We start from the raw sequence: 21,713 nt of genomic DNA, 5'->3' as shown, positions 1-21,713 counted from the left end.
CTTATTTTCTTGCCGAACGAATGTCTAATCCAACCAAAACCTTTTCTTCATTTGACAGATCACCAATAATCTTACGAATCGGTTCCGGTACTTTTTTTACCAGGGTTGGTACCGCCAGAATCTGGTCGCCAGCGGCCAGCTGTGGTTTTGTCAGCAAGTCAATAACCTCAATCACATAACGATCCTTCAAGTGCTCTTCGCAATACTTTTTTAAATTAGCCAGAGCCGTGACGGATTTTGCCGTTTTTCCGGCAATATAGAGTCGTAATTCCCAAATATCTTTATCTTCACTCATTAACTCATTCATCAGGGTGGTGGTTATGGCTGCTCTGTGTCATTATGCCGGCTGCGGATCATCTGCTCCCGGTTTTTTTCCATAATTTCTTTTCGCAGTTCTTCATCAACGAACGATTTATTCAGTTCTTCCTGTACCGATTCGAACTCTTCCCGCAGGCTGGCAATCTTCGATTCCAGCACCAGTCGTTTTCGTTCAATCTCCCGGTCTTTACGGGTAACGGCCTGATCGCGTAAGGCCACCCCAGCTACCTCCTGTAATTGCTGGGCTTCCCGCGCTGATCCGGTTAATACGCCATCGACGCCGAGGTACACATCAACCATATCCAGGCCATCGCTGGTAATAATAAACTCCCTAACCTGGTTGGAATGTTTCATTCCCCGCGATTTCATTACGTATAATCCCCGGTTGCGCTCACCATTTGATTCGATATCCCGCACCAGCAACCAGGCATCTACCAGGGACGATACGCCTTCATCAGTCTGCTCGCTGACAATCGTATTGAGTGATAAAGCCGTAAACATGACTGTGATCTGCTCGGTTTGCAGAAAGTCAATCAGTCGCATCAGCATCGAACGAACTTCGCTAATTGAGCCAACGGTAATCAGATTGGTGATGGGGTCGATAACTACCACCTCAGGCATAAATTCCTGAATGAGCTTATGAATAGTAACCAGGTGCATCTCCAGACCATTGAGCGTAGGTCGGGTGGCGTTGAACTTGAGTAAGCCTTTATCAACATGTTCCTGGAGATCAAACCCGATGGAACGCATATTCCGAATAATCTGATTTGGTGACTCCTCAAAGGCAAAGTACATGGCACGTTCACCACGCAGACAGGTCGAGTTGATGAAGCTGGCCGCTATACTGGTTTTTCCGGTGCCGGCTGTGCCGGAAACCAGAATACTACTCCCCTTAAAGAATCCTTTTCCTTCCAGCATCTTATCCAGCGCCGGAATACCCGATGAAATACGTTCGCTCGTAACGGCATGGTCGAGCGTTAGTGACGTAACGGGCAATACCGAAATGCCGTCCTGATCGATCAGGAATGGATATTCGTTGGTACCATGCGATGAACCCCGGTATTTAACAATGCGCAGTAGGCGGGTTGAAATTTGGTTGCTGATACGGTGGTCCAGCAGAATGACACAGTCAGACACATACTCTTCCAGTCCGTGCCGCGTTAGCATGCCTTCTCCTTTTTCGCCGGTTATAATGGTTGTTACGCCCTTTTCTTTGAGCCAGCCAAACAGTCTTCTGAGTTCGCTGCGCAGGATACCTTCGTTTGTAAGGTTAGCGAAGAGGTTTTCGATGGTGTCCAGTACCACTCGCTTGGCCTTTATGCTATCGATGGCGTATCCTAATCGAATAAAAAGACCATCCAGATCATATTCGCCGGTCTCCTCGATTTCGCTACGGTCGACATGGACATAATCCAGCTTGATCAGATTGTCTTGCTGAAGTTTATTCAGGTCAAACCCGAGGGAGGTTACGTTGGCCGCGAGTTCTTCTGTTTTTTCCTCAAAAGCCATAAAAACGCCCGGCTCGTTGTAGTCTAGCGCACCCCGTACTATAAATTCGATTGAGAACAGGGTTTTACCACAACCTGTGCCTCCACAGATAAGCGTCGGACGCCCTTTGGGCAGCCCCCCACTGGTTATCTCGTCTAAGCCAGTGATACCCGTTGGCGTTTTGGGTAGGGGTAAAAGAGGAGATGTAGTTTGCTTCGAGGATTTTAAGCTCATTTAACGTTGCAAATTTCAAAAACTGTATTCGTAAAGGCAGTCGAAAAATTGGTCAAATGGGTCAGTCTGCCTGAGCCGGTTAATGAATGATTCAAGCGAGACAATACCTTAGTAAAACGATTGACCATTTGATTGTTGAAAGATACGAATACGTTTGGGAATGTTGGGTAGATATATCAATAGCTTACCAAGCGGACATCTGGCTTTAACATAAACTTCTTGTTTTGCACAGACTTAATCCATTTTATAGAGTTATGTCTACATATTCACTACTACTTTTTAAGTATGCAGGCATTCGACCTTATTGTTATCGGCACAGGATCAGCCGGAAAAACCGTTGCTGAAGCCGCCCGGAAGGCCGGAAAATCCGTAGCTATAATTGATAAACTACCGTTTGGGGGTACATGTTCACAACGCGGCTGCGATCCGAAAAAGGTGCTGGTAGGGGCCGCAGAAATCGTTGCCCGCTCTGAACAGTTAGCTGGAAAAGGAATCAGGGAAAAAGCATCCATTAACTGGGCTGACCTGATCCGGTTTAAGAAAACATTTACGGACCCTATACCAGAAAATACAGAGCAGAAATTTATCGATCAGGGTATTCACATTTTTCGGGGTGTCGCTACGTTTTTATCTCCTCGTACCCTACGAGTCGGCGACGACGAGCTACAGGCTGATTACATTGTAATTGCAACCGGCCACCGACCGCAACCACTGGATATATCGGGAGAAGAGTTGCTTACTGACAGCACAGGATTTATGGACTTGGCCGAACTGCCTGCTGAGATTGTGATGGTTGGGGGTGGATATATTGCTTTTGAGTTTGCGCAAATTGCGGCTCGTGCGGGGGCGAAAGTGACAATTCTGCACCGGGGAAAACGGCCATTGGAAGGGTTCGATGCCGATCTGGTGGCCCTGCTTGTGAAAGCCATGCGTGCCATCGGGATTTTTATAGTACTGGACGCCAAAGTGACTTCTGTAGAAGGGGAGGCTCAGGCACTGACGGTGCATTATGAGCGTGACGGCGACAGCCATAAGGCATCGGCTAATCTGGTGGTTCATGCAGCCGGTCGCGTGGCTGATGTAGCCGAACTGGCATTAGAAAAAGCGGGTGTGGCTGCCGGAAAGAACGGAGTGACGGTGAATAAGTACCTGCAAAGCGTATCGAATCCAGCTATTTATGCCTGTGGAGACGTAGCAGATAAAGGCTTGCCGCTTACACCTTTAGCTTCGTATGAAGGCAATATTGTTGCATCCAATATCCTGAAGGGCAATCAGAAAACGTATTCAGATGACCCTGTTCCAACAACGGTATTTACAGTACCATCGATGGCGTCGGTTGGCCTGACGGAGGAACAGGCTCATGAGCAGGGGCGAAGTGTGACCGTTATGTTTGAGGAAACGGATAGCTGGTACGTAAGTCGGCGGATTAATGAATCGACCTCGGCCTATAAAATTCTGGTTGACCAGGAAACCAATCAACTTGTGGGCGCTCATCTGATTGGTTCTGGCAGCGAAGAATTAATCAACCTGTTCACCCTTGCTATGAAACATCGCATTTCCGCAAAAGATCTGGGTGATACGTTGCTTGCGTACCCGACTCATGCATCCGACTTAAAGTCCATGTTGCCAGATTGAGACTCTGAGTTGTGACTGTCGAAAGTTCCCCCTATAAAAATGCCTGTTACGTAAATGCTTAACGTGACAGGCATTTTTATAGGGAAATTGCCACGAACTTAACCAACAAACCCCACTTTTAGATGCGAACCGTCGCAATAGGGTTTGTTGCTGCTATTACCACAACGGCAGAAAGCTGTTACGTTGTTTTTCTGTATTTCGTGTCCTTGTGCATCTTTCACCCGCAGGTTTCCGTATACCAGCAAAGGACCATTGGGTAAGGGCTCCACAAGGCTTTCGGTCTGGATAGCTTCGGGTTGCAATGGGTCTTCATTCCGAAAATAGCTCAAGGCTTTCGAGGGGCAGCGGTCTACCTGATTGGCAATCCGTTGGGTTGAAGCACCGTCCATATTTACCCACGGGCGTTTCTTCGGGTTGAATACCTCAATTAAATTCGTCCAGCAGACTTTGGAATGGATGCAGGTATTGGGCTTCCAGACAACCGTAATTTCACCATTGGTATACGTTTTGGTGATGTCGGGCGCTGGATTTTGTTCTGACGGGTTCATAAAGTCAAATGTCAACGTCTACGAATCGAACTTTTCATAGCGTGGTGTCGGATTGAAGAATCCGACACCACGCTATGAAAAGTCTATATACTCAACCGGCTAAGCGGTCCTCTATTTACCCCACTCGTCCGGGTTTTGTCGCCATGCGGCCAGGGAATCGAGGGCGTCGGCGGGTATATAATCAAGTGTCTGCGCTTCAGTCAGTAAAGCGTCATAGTTACTCAGACAAACGAGCGGTACGTTTTTCGCGGCAAAATTCTGATCGGCCAACGGGAAGCCGTACGTAAATATGGCCGCCATACCTAAAACTTCGGCACCTGCTGCCCGCAGTGCATCCACCACTTTAAGGGAACTACCACCCGTTGAAATCAGATCTTCAATCACCACCACCCGCTGCCCCGATTCCAGATACCCTTCAATCTGTTTGCCCATTCCGTGCGCTTTGGGTTCCGGTCGAACGTAGCAGTAGGGGAGGTTCAGGACGTCTGCCACCAAAGCTCCCTGCGGAATACCTGCCGTAGCCACACCCGCGATAACCTGCGCCGTCGGAAACTGTTGACGGATTGCATCGGACAGGGCCGTTTTGATATAACTACGGACTTCGGGGTGCGCCAGCGTAACACGGTTGTCGCAGTAAATGGGGGACTTCCAGCCGGAACTCCAGGTAAAGGGCTCATTTGGCCGAAGCCGAACTGCCTGCACAGCCAGCAAATGCCGCGCAACGGTTTGTTGAACAGATAACGAATCCACGGAGAACTAATAAGTGATGGCCCAAAATTAAACAGTAAGCCTTACTTCACCGAAAATTTATAAACAGTTGTGCTTTTGAAGGTCTCGCCCGGCCGTAGTACTGTCGTTGGGAAATTGGGCTTGTTAGGTGAATCGGGAAAATGCTGCGTTTCGAGACAAAGACCAAAACGACGCGTGTACGGAACATCGTTAAAGCCAATCAGCTTTCCGTTCAGGTGATTGGCTGTATAAAGTTGTACGGCGGGTTCGGTTGTGAACATTTCCATAAACCGGCCACTAACGGGTTCATAAACGGTAGCGCCCAGTTTCAGCGATTTCGATTTATCCGTAAATACCCAGCAGTGATCATAGCCATGGCCGTACTGAATCTGCGTATTGGTTGTGTCGTTGATACGGTCGCCTACTACGGTTGGTTTCGTGAAATCGAAAGGCGTACCGGCTACTGCCTGAAGCTCGCCGGTGGGAATTTGCTTGGCATCCGTAGGCAAAAATCTATCGGCTTTAATCAGTAACACATTGTTCAGCACATCGCGTTTCAGACCGCTCAGGTTGAAATACGTATGGTTCGTCAGGTTAATGACCGTCGCTTTATCCGTAGTTGCTTTGTAGTCGATACGTAACGCATTGTCTTTTTGTAGCGTATAGCGAACCTCAACCGACAGATTGCCCGGATAGCCTTCTTCGCCATCTTTGGAGAAGTAGCTTAACACAACGGCCGGTTCTTTGCCATCAATGGGCGTAGCTTTCCAGAGTCGTTTGTCGAAACCCGTTGGACCGCCGTGAATGTGATTGCCGTTGTTGTTTGGTGCCAGTGTATATTCCTTGCCGTCGAGCGTGAATTTTGCCTGGCCAATCCGATTGCCGTAGCGACCAATGATGGGCCCCAAACTAGGCGTACCTTTCGCATAATCGGAAAAGGAGGGCATTCCGAGCGTTACGTCTTCCTGCTTACCAGCCTTGTCGGGGGCAGTCATGGAAACGATATAGCCGCCGTAATTCGTGATTTTTACTACCATTCCGGCTGCATTGCGAAGCGTAAATAAATCAGCCTCACGCCCATCGGGAAACGTACCGAATTGTGTTTTTTCAATTCCCGCTCGAGGGGGCAGTGCGTTCTGGTCTGTATTGGGCATAGGTGCTACGCTGCTCAATAGCAGCCCTTGTAGGAGTAAGAGGATACTTTTCATGAAAATCGATGCTATACCAACTGTTGGCTTACGTTATTCACGGTTCAAATGGACTTTTACGGTGTCAATTCGACTACCATCCATTGACATGATTGTAAACGTAAAGGGGGAAGTTCGATAATCTCACCAACCCGCGGAACATCTTCGTTGGTAGCCAGAATTAAACCGCCCAGCGTATCGTATCGGGCCGATGCCTGGTCGCCCAGCGGAATCGTCCACCCGTAGGTTTTATTTAAATCATCGATCTCGTGTCGGGCACTTAACAGCCAGGTCTTTTCATCAAGCTGTTGTTCGACCCAGTCCTCGTTTGTGTCGTATTCGTCCTGAATTTCCCCGAAAATCTGCTCGACCATATCTTCTACACTGACAATGCCTGCCGTTCCGCCAAACTCATCAACTACAAGAGCCAAACTTTTGCGCTCCGATAGAAACCGCAACAGCAAGTCTTGAGCGGGCATGGTTTCGGGAACGATAATCATTGTCGTAACTATCTCCTCAACAGTCGCTGGCTTTTGAAACAAAGCCAATGCATGACAATAGCCAATCACGTCATCAATCGAGTCGCGATACACAACAATTTTAGAGTGCCCGCTGTCCTGAAATACCTGCCGTAATTCCTCAACCGTATCGTCTACCGCAACAGCGGCAATCTCCGTCCGGGGCACCATGCAATCGCGCACGCGTACGTCCCTAAATTCGATCGCTTTGTTAAAAATTTGTGTGTCGACCTCTACCGCTTCCTCCGTAGTATCCTTCTGATTGTTTAACTGCTGGAGGTACTGATTTAGGTCTGTCAGGCCAAATACGGGGCGTATTTCCGGATTTCGTCTGCCCAGTACGTACCGGATGAAAAACCGGGCGGTGCCAACCAGTACGCGTACAACGGGAGCAATGGCTTTGTAAATAACCCAAAGGGGCACAGCCAGCTTTTCCAGAAATCGGTCGGGATGAATCAGCGCAAGACTCTTGGGCAGGTAATCGGCCAGTGGCAGAAAAATAACGGTCAGAATCAGGGTCTCAATAGAGATAACCACAAATTCATGGACGGACCAGGATTTAGGCAAAATAGCCAGAAGCAGTGGGTTCAGCACCGTTACACCAAGTACGCCATACAGCACCAGAAAGAGCGTATTGCCCGTCAGGGTTGTGCCGACAAACAAAATCGGGTTTTTCAGAAAACTCGTTACTAATTTTTCGCCCAGTGGTCCTTGTTTGCTGTGGAGCTCAAAATACAGCCGGTTTACTGAAACGTACGCCATCTCGACCGCCGAAAAGAATCCGGCGAGCACTAACGCAAGTAAGGCACCAAATAAGAGAACGTAGGGCTCCATAAGTAGTTGGTAGTCAAGAGTCAGCAGTCGGTATTCAGTAGGCCTAATCGCCTAGTGTCGACGCCTGACTGTCAACTTTTGCACTATTTCTTTTTCTTCTTGCGATCCTCCACCATCTGCTTAATTGTGGGAGAAATGGCTTTTTCACGTTCGAGCCGCCTGTTTTTAACGTATTGAAAAGCCAGTAAGAAGCCCAGGCACAGCATCAGGAGCCAGTAGCTCTCGGCAAAACTAGTCCGTTGATACTCGGCAATCCAGAGTATCAGAAAACCAGCACCTGCGGCAAGAAGAAGAATCTCAGAAAGTTTCATAAATCAGTCAGTTCGTCAGTCGGTGAGTCAATCCATAAGTTGATCAGCTACTGTCCGACTGACTAGCTAACCGACTTATGAACAGATTTTTTAAATTCCTGATACCGGCGGAAAAACGCTATCAGGAAGCCCAGCACAACGATCAACGTTCCGATCCAGAGGATGTTGATCAGCGGTTTTTCAAACGCTTTCATCACCACGTAATCGCGCTGCGTCCGGTTAACTGCAAAGGTAAACTTGCCCGTACGTGGGTCAATTTCATTTAACTGAATACGAACGCCCAACTCATCGCTCATTTCTGCCGGATGAGCAACCATGCGGTTTTTAATAATAAACGCTGGATTCAGGATATGTTCACCGTTTTTATCAAGAACACGTACTTTGGCTCGTACTGCCGCGTCGTTGGGACCGATTTCCATGCCTTCGACTTCATTCGTCCGGGCTACATCATCCAGAATCGCTACGTAGTCGTTCAGGAAGAACGTATCTTTAATCGCTACGCTATACGTTTCGGTTTTCTCCCACTTGTTTTCAGCCTCAGGATCTGGAACGGAGTTAACATACGTATAAATGTCCCGGTCGATTTGGTGACGAGTATCGGGTGAGGCCAGCAAGCCCATTCGTTCGTTTACCTGCGCTCTTGGATAAAGGCTGAATACTTTGCCGTTCGGCTCCCGATATTCAACCTCGTAGTACGTGTTTTCAGGATAGAGCGCCAACGTATCCCCTTTTTTGTGGTACACTTTGCCGTTCTGTTCAATATCACGCAGAGCAACGCCGTGGAAGTCGCCCTCAATAATCGTGACATCCTTACGCGGAATGTAACCCGGTACATCGCGGGCTTCGATACGCTGTCCGCGATACGTTAACTGATATTGCCCCATCCGCTCAGGCTGGTTCAGCCAAAGCAGCGTATTCTCTTTATTTTCTTTGTTATCGTTCTTGGTGAATTCTTCCTGCTTTGAAATGAGCAAGCCGCTGTTGTTCATCGAAATCACTCGGGAGAAGCCTGCCGAGTACAGAATGCCTACCAGCATAAGCGCCATACCGATGTGGGCAATGGCTCCGCCCGATACCCGATAATTACCCCGGATGATGCCGACGAGAATAGTGCCGTTTGTAATCAGAGCAAAGATCGAAGCGACCAGCAATACCATGTAAATGGGATTTTTGATTGAGCCAAAAGCGATCAGGCCAGCGCTGATAAGCAAAGTCAGAATGCCAGGCGTAATGAGGGCATCCCATTTCTTATTGTCGATCTTGCGCCACCACAGGTACTGACCTATGCCTGTCAGCAAGGCTATCACAACAAAAAACCAAACCTGAAATTTATTGTAATGGGCAATCTGATCGGCAGGTAGCGCAAGATTGGATACTTTCCCGAACGACTCCAAAATCTTGTTGTACACCGGGATCGACGTCGTGGCAATCACCTGAAAGGCGGCCAGACACAACACCGTAGCGCCAATAAACAGCCAGAACTCCTTGCTATACACCGAGGCTTCTTTCTCATCACTTGGAATAAATTTCCATTTATTAGCGGCCAGTACTACAGCCAATACGACGAAGGCCAGCAGATAAACCAGCAATTGACCGGATAAGCCCAGATCAGTAAACGAGTGTACAGATGCGTTGCCCAGAATTCCGCTACGTGTCAGGAAGGTAGAGTAAAGAATCAGCAGAAAGGTGCTGATTGTTAAAATGATGGCTGTTTTTAGCCCCGTCGAACTGCGTTTGGCAATCAGCATGGTATGCAGCGAAGCCACCATCACCAGCCAGGGTACGTACACGGCGTTTTCGACCGGGTCCCAGTTCCAGTAGCCGCCGAAGTTAAGGGTCTCGTAAGCCCAGTAACCACCCATCATTATACCAACGCCGAGGACCATAGCACCGAAAAGCGTCCATGGGAGAGCAGGGCGAATCCATTCGATGGGTTCGTTACGCCACAGACCAGCAATGCAATAAGCAAAAGGAACCAACGTCAGGGCAAAGCCAAGGAACAAGGTTGGGGGGTGAATTACCATCCAGTAGTTCTGAAGCAGTGGGTTCAGCCCGTTCCCGTCTTTAGGCACAAAATTCGGGTCAGTGGCAAAAATTGGCGTATCGGGCATGGCCTCTCTCAGCAGAAGAAACGGCGAAGACCCCAGTTTGAACGTATCGGCAAAGACAACGCCCATAATCATCGATGCCAGAAAGGCCTGTACCAATGCAAAGACAGTCATCATAGGCGCTTCCCACCGGCTGCCACTGGTCCGTATCAGAATGAGGCCAAGTACAGCATCCCAGAATAACCAGAGCAGAAAAGAACCTTCCTGACCTTCCCAGAAGCAGGAAATCATGTATTGTACCGGCAGAGCCAGCGACGAATGACTCCAGGCGTAGTGATACTCGAAGTAATGGTTATAAATAATATAGTAGAGGGTGACACCTACGCCAAAGACTGCCAGCGCATGGATACCAAACGCCCAGCGAGCCAGTGTTTTCCAGTCGTCGCGGGCAGGCGGTTGCGAAACCGGGGCAACGGTTTTTGCCTTTCGCTTAGCGGTTTTACCACCAAAACTCGACTCGCCAGCATAAGCCAGTTGAGGTTCCTCAACAAATACGGCCTGTACGGAACTTTGTCGGCCAAGCGACGAGAGGAAATAGCCTACCGTTGCAACCAGGGCCGTAACGAAAGACAGGATGACAAAAAAATGGCCGAGTTGCCCGACAGTTTCGTGAATCATAATCGCTTTATGAGTTTATTATACTCTTCGTGTGTACCAATCCAGAACCAATATAATTCATCGTCTTCTCGTAGAGCTAATGCACGAAAATGATCGCCTACACGCGCTGACCATAAATTGTGCTTACCACTTATTTCTTTAAAGTGTAAGGATGGATGTGCCTGATCGGCTTTTAATAGCTCAAAATTTTTATCAGCTAACTCCTGAACGACTTCTGATAAATTGTAATAACATTTCCAGAACTTTGGCGTTGTACGGTGGTTCATAGAGGTTTGGTTCTCCCCTGACGGATATCGTCCCGGACCTCGTCGAGCAGGGTATCAAATCGGCCTGCTTCGGCATCTGCCTCTATTTGTTTATCCCAACGTTCATGAAAAAAATCAAAAAGACGAGTTACAAGACCGTCCAGTTCGTCAGTTGATAGTTCTTTAGCTGCCCTTTCAATTTCCTGTACGCTCATATTTTTGCCGTTTTGGCTTGGTGTTCGGTTGTTTCCAGCTTGCCGTCCTGATATTTCGATGGGCATTTGAGCAAAATCTTATTGCACTGGAAATGATCGCCCTGAATGGCGCCAATCACAACGATCTGTTCGGAACGGTCGAAGTCCTGTGGTTTTGGACTATTGTATACGACTTTCTGTTCCTGATTATTGTTGTCCACAAGCGTAAACTCAAAGTGGTTCGGATCAATCGCCGGGTTATACAGCATGTCCACAATCTGACCCTGGTCATTCTTTTTTACCTTACCAACCACGTGAATCATCTTCTCGTTGCCGCCCTGAGCCAGTTCCGAAGCCTGTTTGAACGTAACGTACGAACTAGCGTCACCGGCTGTGGCAACGATAATGCCAATGGCGACTGCAATGACGATAATACCTAAAATATGCGAGAGTTTCATGAAATGTGTTGACAGTCGTTAATCGTTAGTCGTTAATCGTACGGAATTGGTTGAGTTCTTGTCTTTCACTTCCTTTTCCAGTTTGCCAATTTGCCGATCAAGTCGAACAAGGTAGATAATGATGCCGGCAAACACGGCTGCAATAACCGCTACCACCACCCAGATTTTGCCGTCGGCCCGAAGCCGGTCAGCCATTTCGACCCCTTCCGAAACCGATTGTTGGGCCATGAGATTCTGACTGAGTAAAATCAGGGCTGCTACAGGAAATTTACGAAGCAATGACAGATACATGTCGGTAATCAGTAAGTCTAAAAGTTAACATAAAATCAGAATGAATCATTCCGGGACTTTGGATGAGTTTAGTCATCCAAAGCCACTTTGATCCGGCGCATACGAACCCGCAATTCGGTAATCCAGACGCCCAGCAGCGTAAAGCCGATGATGGCCGGATAGAAAACGGTCCGCATGTTATTGTCCATGTCATATTTGCCAAAAGCCGGGTTGCCGCCATTGCCAGGATGCAGCGAATCGGTTAGCCGGGGCACAATAAAAATCAGCGGAACGAAAACGGCAAAAGCAAAGATGTTGTAAACCGCCGAAATACGGGCGCGCCGTTGTTCGTCGTCGAAAGAGCCGCGCAAAATCAGGTAGGCAAAGTACATCAGCATACCTACTGCTACGCTATTCAGTTTGGGATCGTTTGGCCAGGGTTCGCCCCAGGTAAAATTGGCCCACAAAGAACCCGTCGCACAACCAAGAATACCGAACAGTATAGCCGTATTCGCAAATTCAACCGCTACCAAATCATCATCAAAGCGACCACTGCGCAGGTACCGGATGGAATAAATAGCCGAGGTCAATAGCAGAATGATCATACCGAACCAAAGCGGTACGTGGAAATACACATTCCGGATACTCTCATTCAGGATAGGCTGACGAGGAACTACGCCCAGCAATCCTTTCAGAACAACGTAAGACAAAATCAGGACCGCAAGGGCCTTCCACCAGTTTTTATTCATTTCATCACGCAGGCAGGATGCCCACACTTAAGCTTTTTTTACTTAACTCCGCCATAAAAACGGAAACAACAGCCAGGATAATGTCAGGACAATAGCATCAATGGCTAGTACCGTACCGATTTCATTCCAACTGCTGCTACGGTCGAGACCATCCAATGCGTTTTTTGAGATTTTCAGCAGCATCAGTAGCAGCGGCAGAATAATCGGAAAGCTTAGTACGGCCATCAATGTCGCCGGATTTTCCGCTTTGCTGGCGATACCCGATACAAGTGTCAGCGAAGCAGCAAACCCTACGGCACCCAATAGTAAAGTCAATATATACAAAGGCACATCGTTGACCGGATTACCCAGCACAAACGTATAAACGCTAAAGCCCAACAGGGCCAACACCAGCATCAGAGCCGTATTGTACAGAATTTTCGACAGAATAATCTGCTGCGGGCTAGCCAGCGTATAGTAGTACAACTGCCGCCCGGCCCGCTCCTGAACAAAGCTTTTGGCAATAGCATTGATCGCTGTAAATAATAAGATTATCCAGAATAAGGTATTCCAGACAATCGGTGTGAGCTGACCCCGGCGGGCATTGAAACTCAGGTAGCAAACAAACACGGCGCCGACAATATACAGCAACATACCGTTGAGGGCGTAGCGTTGGCGCCACTCCAGCAGAAACTCCTTCCGCATCAGTGCGCTCATCTGCTGTACTGACTTTGTCATACTTATTCGTTCGAGTTTGCAAATTTACGTCAGAAGCGGGAAAGCAGGAAGGCTATGTGTAGAAAAGAACGTAACGACTTATTGATCGTATTTGACGTACTTTTGGGCGCTGTATGCCGTATGTCGAAATCATTACCCTTTGCGGATTTTCATTTGTAGCTGGCTTTATCGATGCCATCATTGGTGGGGGCGGGTTGATTCAAACACCCGCAATCCTGTTTACCCTACCTCAGTATCCTGTTCCGACACTGCTGGGCACCACTAAAATCCCATCATTGTGTGGCAGCCTAATGGGCGCTTTTCAGTATAGCCGACGCGTAACCGTAAACGGGCGGTTGATTGCCCCCATGATGTTGATTGCGTTTATGGCTGCGGGACTCGGGTCCTGGACGCTCACATTCGTACCGAATAGTTTCATGAAGTCCTTCGCACTGGCCATTCTGATCGTTGTCTTTGGCTATACCTTCACAAAGAAAAACTTCGGGCAGGCTATCCAGCGCATGCTTACCGATCGCCAGCAAAAACGGCTCATGTGGAGTATGGGGGCTATAATCGGTTTTTACGACGGGTTTTTCGGTCCGGGCACGGGAAGTTTTCTGGTGGTAGGTTTTATTGTACTGATTGGGTTCGACTTTCTGAAAGCTAGTGCTCATGCCAAACTGGTGAATGCTTCTACCAATTTAGCCAGCGTACTTTTTTTCGCCAGTAAGGGGTACGTATTATATTCAGTGGCCCTGCCAATGGCTGTGGCTAATCTCTCAGGTGCATTTATTGGGGCTCGATTAGCGATTCTGAAAGGCAACCAGTTCATCCGGGTATTCTTCCTGCTGGTTATAGCCAGTACCATCCTTCGATTTGCATGGGATTTGCTTAAATAGATTTGCATTGGAGAACTTTCGGTTGTAATCTTGCATTAATTAAATTGAATCTAAATAAGCTTAGTGAAGTTTGGTCGGATTCTTAATTATTTTTGACCATGAGTAAACGTAGTGTAGCCGACCTGAAAATTGGTGAGCAGGCCACGATTCAGGCATTCAGCGATCAGGTTATGTCGTTGAAATTACTGGAAATGGGATGTTTGCCAGGTTCACAAATCTGTCTGATCTCTAAAGCTCCACTCGGCGATCCGATTTGCCTGAATGTTGCGGGCTATTGTCTGGCTATGCGTAAGTCGGAAGCTGCTACGATCCTTATTGATAATTAGTTATGAATGGATAAGGATAGATAATGAATAATGAAGCCGTTTTTCCATTGTTCATTGTACAGCATTCATTATCCATTATTCATTTTTTGCGTTGGAACCGTCTCCTGTCATTGCGCTCATTGGCAATCCAAATGCTGGTAAATCATCGTTGTTCAATCAACTGACTGGATTGCGCCAGAAAACCGGGAATTTCCCCGGCGTTACGGTTGATAAAAAATCCGGAACATGGCCAATTGATACGCAAACCATTGCCACCGTAGTAGATCTTCCTGGCATTTACTCCATTTACCCAAAATCGCTGGATGAACAGATTGTAACCGATATTCTGGCCAATCCCGATCATCCCGATTATCCTGACGTAGCGGTGGTTGTAATCGATGCATCGAACTTACACCGCAATCTTCTGCTTTTCACCCAGGTGGCCGATCTGGGCGTTCCGGTTGTTCTGGCGCTGAACATGCTGGATGTGGCCCGGCAGGAAGGGAAAGATGTGAATGCCGTTCGATTGGCCATGCTTCTGAATGTACCCGTAGTGCGGATTAATGCACGAACTGGCGAAGGACTAAACCAGCTCACGAAGGCCGTTGTGGAGCAGATTCAGCAGCCAAGCGTATCTGGCGAACTGTTTTTTGATCCAGCTCAGGAAGCACCCGGTCTGATTACCGACACAAAAGATCAGTACAAGCTGACCAATAACTATCTGGCCCTTCAGTACGTAATTCAGCACGATGGCTTTACGTTTCTGAACCGTCAGCAGCAGCTCGGGCTGGACACGATTATTGATGAGCACCAGTTCAATGAACGAACTTTTCAGGCAGGCGAAACCATCGCCCGCTATAAAAGTATTGCAACAATAGTTGATACGGTTATTGAGAATCGACGAGTCTCGAATCGGCCAACCTGGAGCCGGAAACTTGATCGCGTACTGCTTCATCCTATTTGGGGTTACACTATTTTCCTATTCATTCTGCTGCTGATTTTTCAGGCAATTTTTGCCTGGGCGCAGCCCTTCATGGATGGTATCGATGCGGGGGTGGCCTGGCTCAATGGACAGTTAAAGGAAAGCTTACCCGCCGGTCCGCTCACCGATCTACTTACCGATGGTATTCTGGCAGGTATCGGGGGGATTTTGGTATTCATACCGCAGATTGCGTTTTTGTTTCTGCTGGTTTCTCTGCTCGAAGAATCGGGTTATATGTCGCGGGTAATGGTCATTATGGATCGAATCATGCGCAAATTCGGGTTGAATGGACGTAGTGTAGTGCCGCTTATTTCGGGAGTAGCCTGCGCTGTACCCGCCATTATGGCTACCCGCAGTATTGGCACCCGGCGCGACCGGCTTATCACGATTCTGGTAACTCCCCTGATGAGTTGTTCGGCCCGTCTACCGATCTATACTATTCTTATCGCTCTGGTTGTGCCAAGTCACAGGGTACTGGGCGTATTCAACTTGCAGGGATTAGCCTTAATGGCTTTATATCTGTTAGGATTGGTCAGTGCATTACTGGCCGCTTATGTATTGAAGCTCTTTCTCCATAGCAAAGAACGTAGCTTCTTCATTATGGAATTGCCGACGTTTAAACTCCCCCGTTGGAACCATGTTGCCTTAACGGTTTGGGAAAGCGTTCGGGCATTCGTCTGGGAAGCTGGTCGCGTTATTCTGGCTATCTCGATTATTTTGTGGGTCTTGGCCAGCTACGGCCCTGGCGATGCCATGAATCAGGCAGAAACGCAGGCTCGCCAGCAAAGCACTGGTGTATCAACCGAAGAATTGCAGAATCGGATTGCGTCAGAACGGCTCGAAGCCTCCTATGCAGGTGTCTTTGGACATTTCATCGAACCCGCTATTCGGCCGCTCGGCTACGACTGGAAAATCGGTATTGCGTTACTTAGTTCGTTTGCGGCTCGTGAAGTATTTGTAGGAACGATGTCGACCATTTATAGTATTGGAGATGGAGCCGATGAGGAAGGCACAACCATTCGGGAGCGACTTCGTCAGGAACGTAACCCCCAAACAGGTGGGCCAATGTACACACCTGCGTTGGCCTGGTCGTTGCTGGTCTTCTACGTATTTGCCATGATGTGCATGAGTACGCTGGCCGCTACTCAACGCGAAACCAAAAGCTGGAAATGGCCAGCCGTGCAGTTAATCTACATGATGACGCTAGCTTATGTATCGGCTTTTGCCACGTATCAACTCATGCACTAATCCGTTTCCTACCTGTCATCTATCGCTTACCAGAGTAAGCCTTTCGACATCAGCGGATAAATAAAATAATAGACAATGTAGAACAACAAGGCTACTGTCAGGCTACCCAACGCTGTTGTGTGATCAAACGATTCCCGGGTCTTTCGAGACTGGCGATCATTCCGCCAGTCCCGCTGCGCTGTCTGTTTCATGGTGTGGAAAAAAGTGTCGTTTCTGGTGTGGCAAAAGGATTGATTACGATTGCAAAATTGGCGCTGCGTTTCCAGTTAAAATAGCGCATAAACCCGGATTTTTTGCAATACGTATAACTACCTGATCCACTGCTAAAGCTTATGTTTCTATAAACCTTAGGACACCGTTTTTTCTGGAAGTAACGGCAAAACAGCTCATTTTTCCGTTATTTTTTACGTCCAGCGTAGCGCATCCACCACATCCGACGCAATCATACCGATGGGACCTCGTTGATCAGCCACCCGATCGCCAGCCAGTCCGTGGGCAAACACACCCAGAACAGCCGCTTCCACAGGATCGTATCCCTGTGCCAGCAGCGCCGTCAGAATGCCCGTCAGTACGTCGCCTGTGCCCCCCGTACTCAGTCCTGGATTACCGGTCGAATTAAAATGAACGTCGCCATCAGGAGTGGCAATGGCCGAATAAGCACCTTTTAAAACAACTATTACATTATAAGTTTTTGCAAACTCCCTGAGTATGTCCAGTTTCTGATAATCATCATCCCATTTTTTCGTAAGCCGCTCAAACTCTTTCGGGTGCGGGGTCAGAATGCTGTTTTTCGGGAGCTTTTTCAGGAGTTCACGATTTTCTGAAAGGAGATTCAACGCGTCGGCATCCACCACAATGGGTTTTTTCAGCGTCGGTAATAACGATTTCAGCATGGCAAGTGTTTCTGGCGCTTTGCCAATGCCGGGACCAATGCCAACGGCCGAATAATCGGTAGGAGGAGGCCCGTCAAGCTCACTTGAACCTGTCAGTACGTTCTGATGTCCGTCGGGCAGACACATGGCTTCGGGAACAGCCGTTTGCAGAATCGAATAGCCGCACCGGGGTACCTGCACGGTAAGCAAACCTACACCGGCACGTAGACAGGCACGCGCTGCGAGTACGGCAGCCCCCATTTTGCCGTGACTACCCACCAGCAGCAAAGCATGCCCAAACGTACCTTTATTGGAATAACGATCCCGTTTGTGCAGCAGCAACCGGGCTTCCTGAGGTTGTGTAAAGTAGTAGGGCGTTGGCGCCAGATCAATGTAACGTTTGTACAGCCGAATGTCAACGGTATGCCACTCGCCAACGTAGCGGCCATTTTTGGGAAGCACGAACGCTAGTTTTGGTAACTGGAACGTAACGGTATAATCAGGCTCAATAATGACGTCGGTGGGGCCATTAGCCTGATCGGTATAAAGTCCACTGGCAATGTCGACGGAAATAACCGTAGCCGGAGCACGGTTGATTGCAGCGATGGTTTCTTTAACAATACCATCTGACGGGCGCGACAGACCCGTTCCCAGAATGGCGTCGACAATAACTTCATTATGACGGATGGCTGGAATGTCGCGGGAAAATTCAACGTACTTTACGTTCTCCGTGACGAGTTTGAGCCGGCGATGGTTGTGCATGAAATCATCCGATTCGCGGGGTGCATACCGCACAACGATTACCTCAACGGGGTAGCTACGTTCCAGAAGCAACCGGGCAATGGCCATGCCATCACCGCCGTTGTTGCCCAGGCCGCAGAAGATTTTAGTCGGAGTCGTATCGGAAAAGCGATCCACGAACCAGTCGACAAAAGCCATGGCTGCCCGTTCCATAAGGTTGATTGGTGCAATGGGTTCGTGCCGGATTGTATACTCATCGAGGGCCCGGATTTGATCGACATTCAGAATTTTCATGGATTAGGCTTCAAATACGCAACGCAATTTTACAAAAGTATTTTCTCCGTAGCAGAAAAATGCTATCTTTGCGGCTCATTTCGCAAATAGTTATCTGGCGATTATATACAGTCATGAGCGAGTTAATCAAATTAGTGGAGGCAGACAACGCGCAACGTCGCACCGAGTTGCCCACATTCCGGGCGGGAGATACGGTGAACGTACACGTTAAAATCCGCGAAGGAAATAAGGAACGTATTCAGATATTTACGGGCACGGTTATTCAACGCCGGAACCCAAGCAGCGGTGGTGAAACATTCACTGTTCGCAAAGTATCGAACGGCGTCGGCGTAGAGCGGATTTTCCCGATTCTGTCGCCGAACATCGACAAGATTGAAGTGGTTCGTCTAGGCAAAGTTCGCCGGGCGCGGTTGTTCTATCTACGTGGTCGCCAAGGTAAGGCAGCTCGTGTGAAAGAGCGCAAGGCAAAAGTAGCTGTGGTAGCTTAATTGCTTCTTCAATCCGAATGATTTAAAGAAAAGCTGCCTAAAAAGGCGGCTTTTTTTATAAACACTGGAGAAAGCAGACGGGAAAATGGAAAAAGCATCTGCTGCACATTCCTTCTGCCTTCTCCCTTCTGCTATCTTCCCATGCTTATCCCATTTTATAAATATCAGGGTACCGGCAATGATTTCGTCATTATCGACGACCGCGCCGAAAACTTCCCCGCTACTGATCAGGCTTTGATCGAAAAATTGTGTCACCGCCGGTTCGGTATTGGCGCAGATGGGTTGATTCTACTTCGGAACGACCCGGACTATGATTTCCGAATGGTGTATTTCAATGCCGATGGAGCCGAGGGTAGTATGTGCGGCAATGGTGGGCGATGCATTGTTCGGTTTGCCCATGATCTGGGATTGTTCGCGCAGAAAACTCGCTTTCTGGCCGTCGATGGTGAACATACAGCCGAAGTACTTGGCGACGATATATCGTTAAAGATGGGTAATGTTTCGGGGATTGAAGATCGTGCCGGAATTACGTTTCTGAATACGGGTTCACCACATGTTGTCCGGTCGGTCGATGACCTGGAATCGCTGGATGTTGTCAGTGAAGGACGAGCGTTACGGTATGATTCAACGTTTCAGCCCGGCGGCACGAACGTCAACTTCATGCAGGTTATTGACGATCATACGTTATTTGTCCGGACGTACGAACGGGGCGTGGAGGATGAAACGTATTCGTGCGGTACAGGCGTAACGGCAGTTGCCCTTGTGGCTCATCAGCAGCTGCATATGGATGCCCCCGTCGCTATTCAAACGTTGGGTGGAAATCTGAGCGTATCGTTTACCCCTAAAGCTGATGGCCAGTTTGATTCAATCCATCTGATTGGGCCAGCTAAGCGGGTTTTTTCGGGATCTATAACTGTTTAGCCATCTTTCCAGTTAATTAGAGTACTACAGCTTGATAGTTCGCACGAACGTAACAAATGATTCTCTATAAGAATAAGGGTATTCTATCGTCCATCTGGCACTTTCATACGGGCCCGACGGCCAAAGCCCTGTTACGCCGACTGATTGTGGTTGCCATCTACGTAACAATCATTACGATAGGTGAAATGCACTACACCGATTTACGACTGAAAGATACGCCCAGCTCGTTTCTGGGAGCGATGGGAATCCTGTTGAGTCTGCTGTTGATTTTTCGGACCAATACGGCCTATGATCGTTTTTATGAAGGACGACAAGCCTGGGGTATGCTGGTTAATAACTGCCGGAATCTGTCTATTTTTTTTAACGCCGTATTGCTCGAAGGAGATAAGGAGAGCCGTCTGTTCTATGCGAAAGCCATCTCTAATTTCCCGTTTGCCCTGAAAAATCATCTGCGCGATACATCCGGTACGCACGAGCTGGATATGGTTGAAGAGGTCGAACGCCGGGATCTGAGTAACTTCGATCATAAACCAGCGGGGGTGGCCAACCAGCTTTGGGTAAAAACAGAAATACTATATCGGGAGGGTCATATATCTGAATCACAGCATATTAACCTGAATCAATACCTGACAACATTAATGGATGTGTGCGGTATTTGTGAACGCATCAAGAGTACACCTATTCCGTTCTCTTACATGTTGTTTATCAAGCTGTTTATTATGCTCTACGTAGCTCTGCTGCCTTTTACGGTTGTTACGGCATTTGGCTACCTGACCATTCCAGCTGTTATCCTGACCTCGTACGTACTGGTTGGGCTGGAAATGATCGGCGAAGAGATTGAAGAACCCTTTGGTCTGGAACGTAACGATTTGCCCCTGAATCAGTTAAGTCAGCTTATCCGGGTAAACGTTCACGATATCCTGCAAATACAATTGCCGCACATTGAAAAGCAGGCGGCCAAGCCCGGTTTTACTATCGTTACGTAGTTAATCTTCCGCTTCAATGATGCCGCCGTGGAGGTGATAAATTGTTTTGCTCTGAAATTCCGGCTGGCGTAGAAAATCTTTGGCGGCAACCCGGCTACGAACCCCGTTTGTGCAGATAACAATCAACGTAGTATAGGGAGTGAGTTCGGTTTTCCGGGTACGTATATCGGGTAACGGAATGTTTAATCCACCAATATTAAACTCCTCAAATTCCCACTCATCGCGGACATCGACAACGGCTGTGTTGGGTTGTTGACGTAGCGATTCGAGTTCCCTAAGGGAAATGTCGGTGTAGGTATGTGAAATCATGCAGATTCATAACAATTGAGTTTGCCTACCTGTTCGGCTGTCATTCCTCACCGTGGGGTGATTTCCAGGACCTCAATCTCGGGTACCTGAGGAGCGTTGCCCCAGCCGCATTGCAGAGAGACTTGCTTTCCGGTTTCAAAAAAACGAATCGTAACAGCCCGACCAGTATGGCCCGGGGAAGTGCCTGCAAGTGCTTTCTGCACAAGGGGAAGCGTAGAAGGGCTTGGCTTATAGCCAATAAAATTATTGAGTGAACTATCAACTTCCAGTCGAACCATTTCCTCACAACCATCTACAGCCAGGTTATTGGCAAAAATGCGAGCAGCCTCATTACGTACGTTTCCGTTTACCAGACTAGATTCTTTGTGGCAACTTAATAGGAGAGTTAATCCTGCGAGCAAAATAAGTCGCATACGTATTTCCTTTTTCTATTAAAGACTCATTCCGCCTTAAAAGAGTTGCAATAAATTAATACTTTATCGAATTAATCTGTCAATCTGTCAGCCGGGTAAGTACTGGAACAGGATT

24 protein-coding genes and 1 pseudogene are annotated in these 21,713 nt (G+C 48.2%); 7 read left to right on the top strand and 18 right to left on the bottom strand.

The genetic code is table 11. The features are described from left to right. Window position 1: 1 nt before the first annotated feature. Both LN737_RS21815 and kaiC read right to left on the bottom strand, forming a co-directional pair. Entirely contained in the window at window positions 2-307 is a 306-nt protein-coding gene (locus tag LN737_RS21815) for a circadian clock KaiB family protein (RefSeq protein WP_405511935.1), read from the bottom strand. Between the two features lie 11 nt (window positions 308-318). Then, window positions 319-2,040 (bottom strand): circadian clock protein KaiC, encoded by a 1,722-nt coding sequence (gene kaiC / locus LN737_RS21810; protein WP_405511934.1) that lies wholly within the window; start codon window positions 2,038-2,040, stop codon window positions 319-321. A gap of 285 nt (window positions 2,041-2,325) precedes the next feature. Between kaiC and LN737_RS21805 the strand changes: the two genes are divergently transcribed. After that, window positions 2,326-3,675: an NAD(P)/FAD-dependent oxidoreductase gene (locus tag LN737_RS21805; protein WP_405511933.1), complete on the top strand. Its 1,350-nt coding sequence runs from the start codon at window positions 2,326-2,328 to the stop codon at window positions 3,673-3,675. 98 nt (window positions 3,676-3,773) lie between these two features. On the opposite strand, the gene LN737_RS21800 is transcribed toward LN737_RS21805, so the two are convergent. The 12 genes and pseudogenes from LN737_RS21800 to LN737_RS21745 all read right to left on the bottom strand — a co-directional run bounded on the left by LN737_RS21800 (window position 3,774) and on the right by LN737_RS21745 (window position 13,161). Then, window positions 3,774-4,223 carry a (4Fe-4S)-binding protein gene (locus LN737_RS21800; RefSeq protein ID WP_405511932.1) on the bottom strand — a complete coding sequence of 150 codons (450 nt, stop codon included), beginning with the start codon at window positions 4,221-4,223 and terminating at the stop codon, window positions 3,774-3,776. Window positions 4,224-4,334: 111 nt separating this feature from the next. Then, window positions 4,335-4,973 (bottom strand): orotate phosphoribosyltransferase, encoded by a 639-nt coding sequence (gene pyrE, locus LN737_RS21795; RefSeq protein WP_405511931.1) that lies wholly within the window; start codon window positions 4,971-4,973, stop codon window positions 4,335-4,337. A gap of 41 nt (window positions 4,974-5,014) precedes the next feature. Continuing rightward, the gene (locus tag LN737_RS21790) at window positions 5,015-6,160 is read right to left on the bottom strand and encodes an aldose epimerase family protein (protein WP_405511930.1); all 1,146 of its coding nucleotides are present in this window, start codon (window positions 6,158-6,160) and stop codon (window positions 5,015-5,017) included. Between the two features lie 33 nt (window positions 6,161-6,193). Continuing rightward, window positions 6,194-7,491: pseudogene (locus tag LN737_RS21785) on the bottom strand (hemolysin family protein). 83 nt (window positions 7,492-7,574) lie between these two features. Beyond that, on the bottom strand, window positions 7,575-7,802 hold the full coding sequence (locus tag LN737_RS21780; RefSeq protein ID WP_405511929.1) for a hypothetical protein: 228 nt from the start codon (window positions 7,800-7,802) through the stop codon (window positions 7,575-7,577). Between the two features lie 62 nt (window positions 7,803-7,864). Further along, the gene (ccsA, locus tag LN737_RS21775; RefSeq protein WP_405511928.1) at window positions 7,865-10,528 is read right to left on the bottom strand and encodes a cytochrome c biogenesis protein CcsA; all 2,664 of its coding nucleotides are present in this window, start codon (window positions 10,526-10,528) and stop codon (window positions 7,865-7,867) included. Then, complete coding sequence (locus LN737_RS21770; protein WP_405511927.1) at window positions 10,525-10,794, bottom strand: type II toxin-antitoxin system RelE/ParE family toxin; 270 nt, start codon at window positions 10,792-10,794, stop codon at window positions 10,525-10,527. The genes ccsA (LN737_RS21775) and LN737_RS21770 overlap by 4 nt, the downstream gene beginning before the upstream one ends. After that, a complete protein-coding gene (locus tag LN737_RS21765) occupies window positions 10,791-10,988 on the bottom strand; it encodes a hypothetical protein (protein ID WP_405511926.1) in 198 nt (65 codons plus the stop codon). The genes LN737_RS21770 and LN737_RS21765 overlap by 4 nt, the downstream gene beginning before the upstream one ends. Next, entirely contained in the window at window positions 10,985-11,425 is a 441-nt protein-coding gene (locus tag LN737_RS21760; RefSeq protein WP_405511925.1) for a cytochrome c maturation protein CcmE, read from the bottom strand. The genes LN737_RS21765 and LN737_RS21760 overlap by 4 nt, the downstream gene beginning before the upstream one ends. Before the next feature lie 18 nt (window positions 11,426-11,443). Further along, a complete protein-coding gene (locus LN737_RS21755) occupies window positions 11,444-11,716 on the bottom strand; it encodes a CcmD family protein (protein ID WP_405511924.1) in 273 nt (90 codons plus the stop codon). A gap of 68 nt (window positions 11,717-11,784) precedes the next feature. Next, complete coding sequence (ccsA, locus tag LN737_RS21750; RefSeq protein WP_405511923.1) at window positions 11,785-12,444, bottom strand: cytochrome c biogenesis protein CcsA; 660 nt, start codon at window positions 12,442-12,444, stop codon at window positions 11,785-11,787. Window positions 12,445-12,486: 42 nt separating this feature from the next. Continuing rightward, window positions 12,487-13,161: a heme exporter protein CcmB gene (locus LN737_RS21745; protein ID WP_405511922.1), complete on the bottom strand. Its 675-nt coding sequence runs from the start codon at window positions 13,159-13,161 to the stop codon at window positions 12,487-12,489. Window positions 13,162-13,274: 113 nt separating this feature from the next. Here LN737_RS21745 and LN737_RS21740 point away from each other — a divergent pair, with 113 nt between their 5' ends. The 3 genes from LN737_RS21740 (at window position 13,275) to feoB (ending at window position 16,574) form a co-directional block, all read left to right on the top strand. Then, complete coding sequence (locus LN737_RS21740; RefSeq protein ID WP_405511921.1) at window positions 13,275-14,039, top strand: sulfite exporter TauE/SafE family protein; 765 nt, start codon at window positions 13,275-13,277, stop codon at window positions 14,037-14,039. Window positions 14,040-14,137: 98 nt separating this feature from the next. Then, window positions 14,138-14,365 (top strand): FeoA family protein, encoded by a 228-nt coding sequence (locus tag LN737_RS21735; protein ID WP_405511920.1) that lies wholly within the window; start codon window positions 14,138-14,140, stop codon window positions 14,363-14,365. 91 nt (window positions 14,366-14,456) lie between these two features. Then, window positions 14,457-16,574 carry a ferrous iron transport protein B gene (gene feoB / locus LN737_RS21730; RefSeq protein WP_405511919.1) on the top strand — a complete coding sequence of 706 codons (2,118 nt, stop codon included), beginning with the start codon at window positions 14,457-14,459 and terminating at the stop codon, window positions 16,572-16,574. A gap of 26 nt (window positions 16,575-16,600) precedes the next feature. On the opposite strand, the gene LN737_RS21725 is transcribed toward feoB, so the two are convergent. Next, entirely contained in the window at window positions 16,601-16,765 is a 165-nt protein-coding gene (locus tag LN737_RS21725) for a hypothetical protein (RefSeq protein ID WP_405511918.1), read from the bottom strand. Window positions 16,766-16,978: 213 nt separating this feature from the next. Next, the gene (locus LN737_RS21720; RefSeq protein ID WP_405511917.1) at window positions 16,979-18,481 is read right to left on the bottom strand and encodes an NAD(P)H-hydrate dehydratase; all 1,503 of its coding nucleotides are present in this window, start codon (window positions 18,479-18,481) and stop codon (window positions 16,979-16,981) included. A 113-nt stretch (window positions 18,482-18,594) separates the two neighbouring features. Here LN737_RS21720 and rplS point away from each other — a divergent pair, with 113 nt between their 5' ends. From rplS to LN737_RS21705, 3 genes are all read left to right on the top strand, one after another. After that, on the top strand, window positions 18,595-18,969 hold the full coding sequence (rplS, locus tag LN737_RS21715; protein WP_405511916.1) for a 50S ribosomal protein L19: 375 nt from the start codon (window positions 18,595-18,597) through the stop codon (window positions 18,967-18,969). A gap of 141 nt (window positions 18,970-19,110) precedes the next feature. Next, complete coding sequence (gene dapF / locus LN737_RS21710) at window positions 19,111-19,890, top strand: diaminopimelate epimerase (RefSeq protein ID WP_405511915.1); 780 nt, start codon at window positions 19,111-19,113, stop codon at window positions 19,888-19,890. A 56-nt stretch (window positions 19,891-19,946) separates the two neighbouring features. Further along, window positions 19,947-20,876: a bestrophin family protein gene (locus LN737_RS21705; RefSeq protein WP_405511914.1), complete on the top strand. Its 930-nt coding sequence runs from the start codon at window positions 19,947-19,949 to the stop codon at window positions 20,874-20,876. Here the strand turns inward: LN737_RS21705 and LN737_RS21700 are convergent, their stop codons facing one another. Together LN737_RS21700 and LN737_RS21695 are read right to left on the bottom strand one after the other, a co-directional pair. Continuing rightward, window positions 20,877-21,185 carry a rhodanese-like domain-containing protein gene (locus LN737_RS21700; RefSeq protein ID WP_405511913.1) on the bottom strand — a complete coding sequence of 103 codons (309 nt, stop codon included), beginning with the start codon at window positions 21,183-21,185 and terminating at the stop codon, window positions 20,877-20,879. It abuts the gene before it with no gap. 47 nt (window positions 21,186-21,232) lie between these two features. Beyond that, on the bottom strand, window positions 21,233-21,598 hold the full coding sequence (locus LN737_RS21695; protein WP_405511912.1) for a hypothetical protein: 366 nt from the start codon (window positions 21,596-21,598) through the stop codon (window positions 21,233-21,235). Between the last annotated feature and the right edge of the window lie 115 nt (window positions 21,599-21,713).

The organism is Spirosoma sp. KNUC1025 (assembly GCF_045160025.1).
GTDB lineage: Bacteria > Bacteroidota > Bacteroidia > Cytophagales > Spirosomataceae > Spirosoma.
The sequence above is the reverse complement of the archived record's forward strand: the minus strand, read 5'-3'. Positions and strand labels throughout refer to the sequence as shown.

What these genes read in the sequence shown, in the direction of transcription:
- LN737_RS21800 (WP_405511932.1), bottom strand. Translation starts at nt 4,223, where the DNA reads ATGAACCCGTCAGAACAAAATCCAGCGCCCGACATCACCAAAACGTAT.
- LN737_RS21695 (WP_405511912.1), bottom strand. Translation starts at nt 21,598, where the DNA reads ATGCGACTTATTTTGCTCGCAGGATTAACTCTCCTATTAAGTTGCCAC.
- LN737_RS21815 (WP_405511935.1), bottom strand. Translation starts at nt 307, where the DNA reads ATGAATGAGTTAATGAGTGAAGATAAAGATATTTGGGAATTACGACTC.
- LN737_RS21720 (WP_405511917.1), bottom strand. Translation starts at nt 18,481, where the DNA reads ATGAAAATTCTGAATGTCGATCAAATCCGGGCCCTCGATGAGTATACA.
- LN737_RS21745 (WP_405511922.1), bottom strand. Translation starts at nt 13,161, where the DNA reads ATGACAAAGTCAGTACAGCAGATGAGCGCACTGATGCGGAAGGAGTTT.
- ccsA (WP_405511923.1), bottom strand. Translation starts at nt 12,444, where the DNA reads ATGAATAAAAACTGGTGGAAGGCCCTTGCGGTCCTGATTTTGTCTTAC.
- ccsA (WP_405511928.1), bottom strand. Translation starts at nt 10,528, where the DNA reads ATGATTCACGAAACTGTCGGGCAACTCGGCCATTTTTTTGTCATCCTG.
- LN737_RS21755 (WP_405511924.1), bottom strand. Translation starts at nt 11,716, where the DNA reads ATGTATCTGTCATTGCTTCGTAAATTTCCTGTAGCAGCCCTGATTTTA.
- LN737_RS21770 (WP_405511927.1), bottom strand. Translation starts at nt 10,794, where the DNA reads ATGAACCACCGTACAACGCCAAAGTTCTGGAAATGTTATTACAATTTA.
- LN737_RS21760 (WP_405511925.1), bottom strand. Translation starts at nt 11,425, where the DNA reads ATGAAACTCTCGCATATTTTAGGTATTATCGTCATTGCAGTCGCCATT.
- LN737_RS21790 (WP_405511930.1), bottom strand. Translation starts at nt 6,160, where the DNA reads ATGAAAAGTATCCTCTTACTCCTACAAGGGCTGCTATTGAGCAGCGTA.
- LN737_RS21805 (WP_405511933.1), top strand. Translation starts at nt 2,326, where the DNA reads ATGCAGGCATTCGACCTTATTGTTATCGGCACAGGATCAGCCGGAAAA.
- LN737_RS21780 (WP_405511929.1), bottom strand. Translation starts at nt 7,802, where the DNA reads ATGAAACTTTCTGAGATTCTTCTTCTTGCCGCAGGTGCTGGTTTTCTG.
- LN737_RS21735 (WP_405511920.1), top strand. Translation starts at nt 14,138, where the DNA reads ATGAGTAAACGTAGTGTAGCCGACCTGAAAATTGGTGAGCAGGCCACG.
- LN737_RS21705 (WP_405511914.1), top strand. Translation starts at nt 19,947, where the DNA reads ATGATTCTCTATAAGAATAAGGGTATTCTATCGTCCATCTGGCACTTT.
- LN737_RS21765 (WP_405511926.1), bottom strand. Translation starts at nt 10,988, where the DNA reads ATGAGCGTACAGGAAATTGAAAGGGCAGCTAAAGAACTATCAACTGAC.
- LN737_RS21700 (WP_405511913.1), bottom strand. Translation starts at nt 21,185, where the DNA reads ATGATTTCACATACCTACACCGACATTTCCCTTAGGGAACTCGAATCG.
- LN737_RS21725 (WP_405511918.1), bottom strand. Translation starts at nt 16,765, where the DNA reads ATGAAACAGACAGCGCAGCGGGACTGGCGGAATGATCGCCAGTCTCGA.
- LN737_RS21740 (WP_405511921.1), top strand. Translation starts at nt 13,275, where the DNA reads ATGCCGTATGTCGAAATCATTACCCTTTGCGGATTTTCATTTGTAGCT.
- rplS (WP_405511916.1), top strand. Translation starts at nt 18,595, where the DNA reads ATGAGCGAGTTAATCAAATTAGTGGAGGCAGACAACGCGCAACGTCGC.
- dapF (WP_405511915.1), top strand. Translation starts at nt 19,111, where the DNA reads ATGCTTATCCCATTTTATAAATATCAGGGTACCGGCAATGATTTCGTC.
- kaiC (WP_405511934.1), bottom strand. Translation starts at nt 2,040, where the DNA reads ATGAGCTTAAAATCCTCGAAGCAAACTACATCTCCTCTTTTACCCCTA.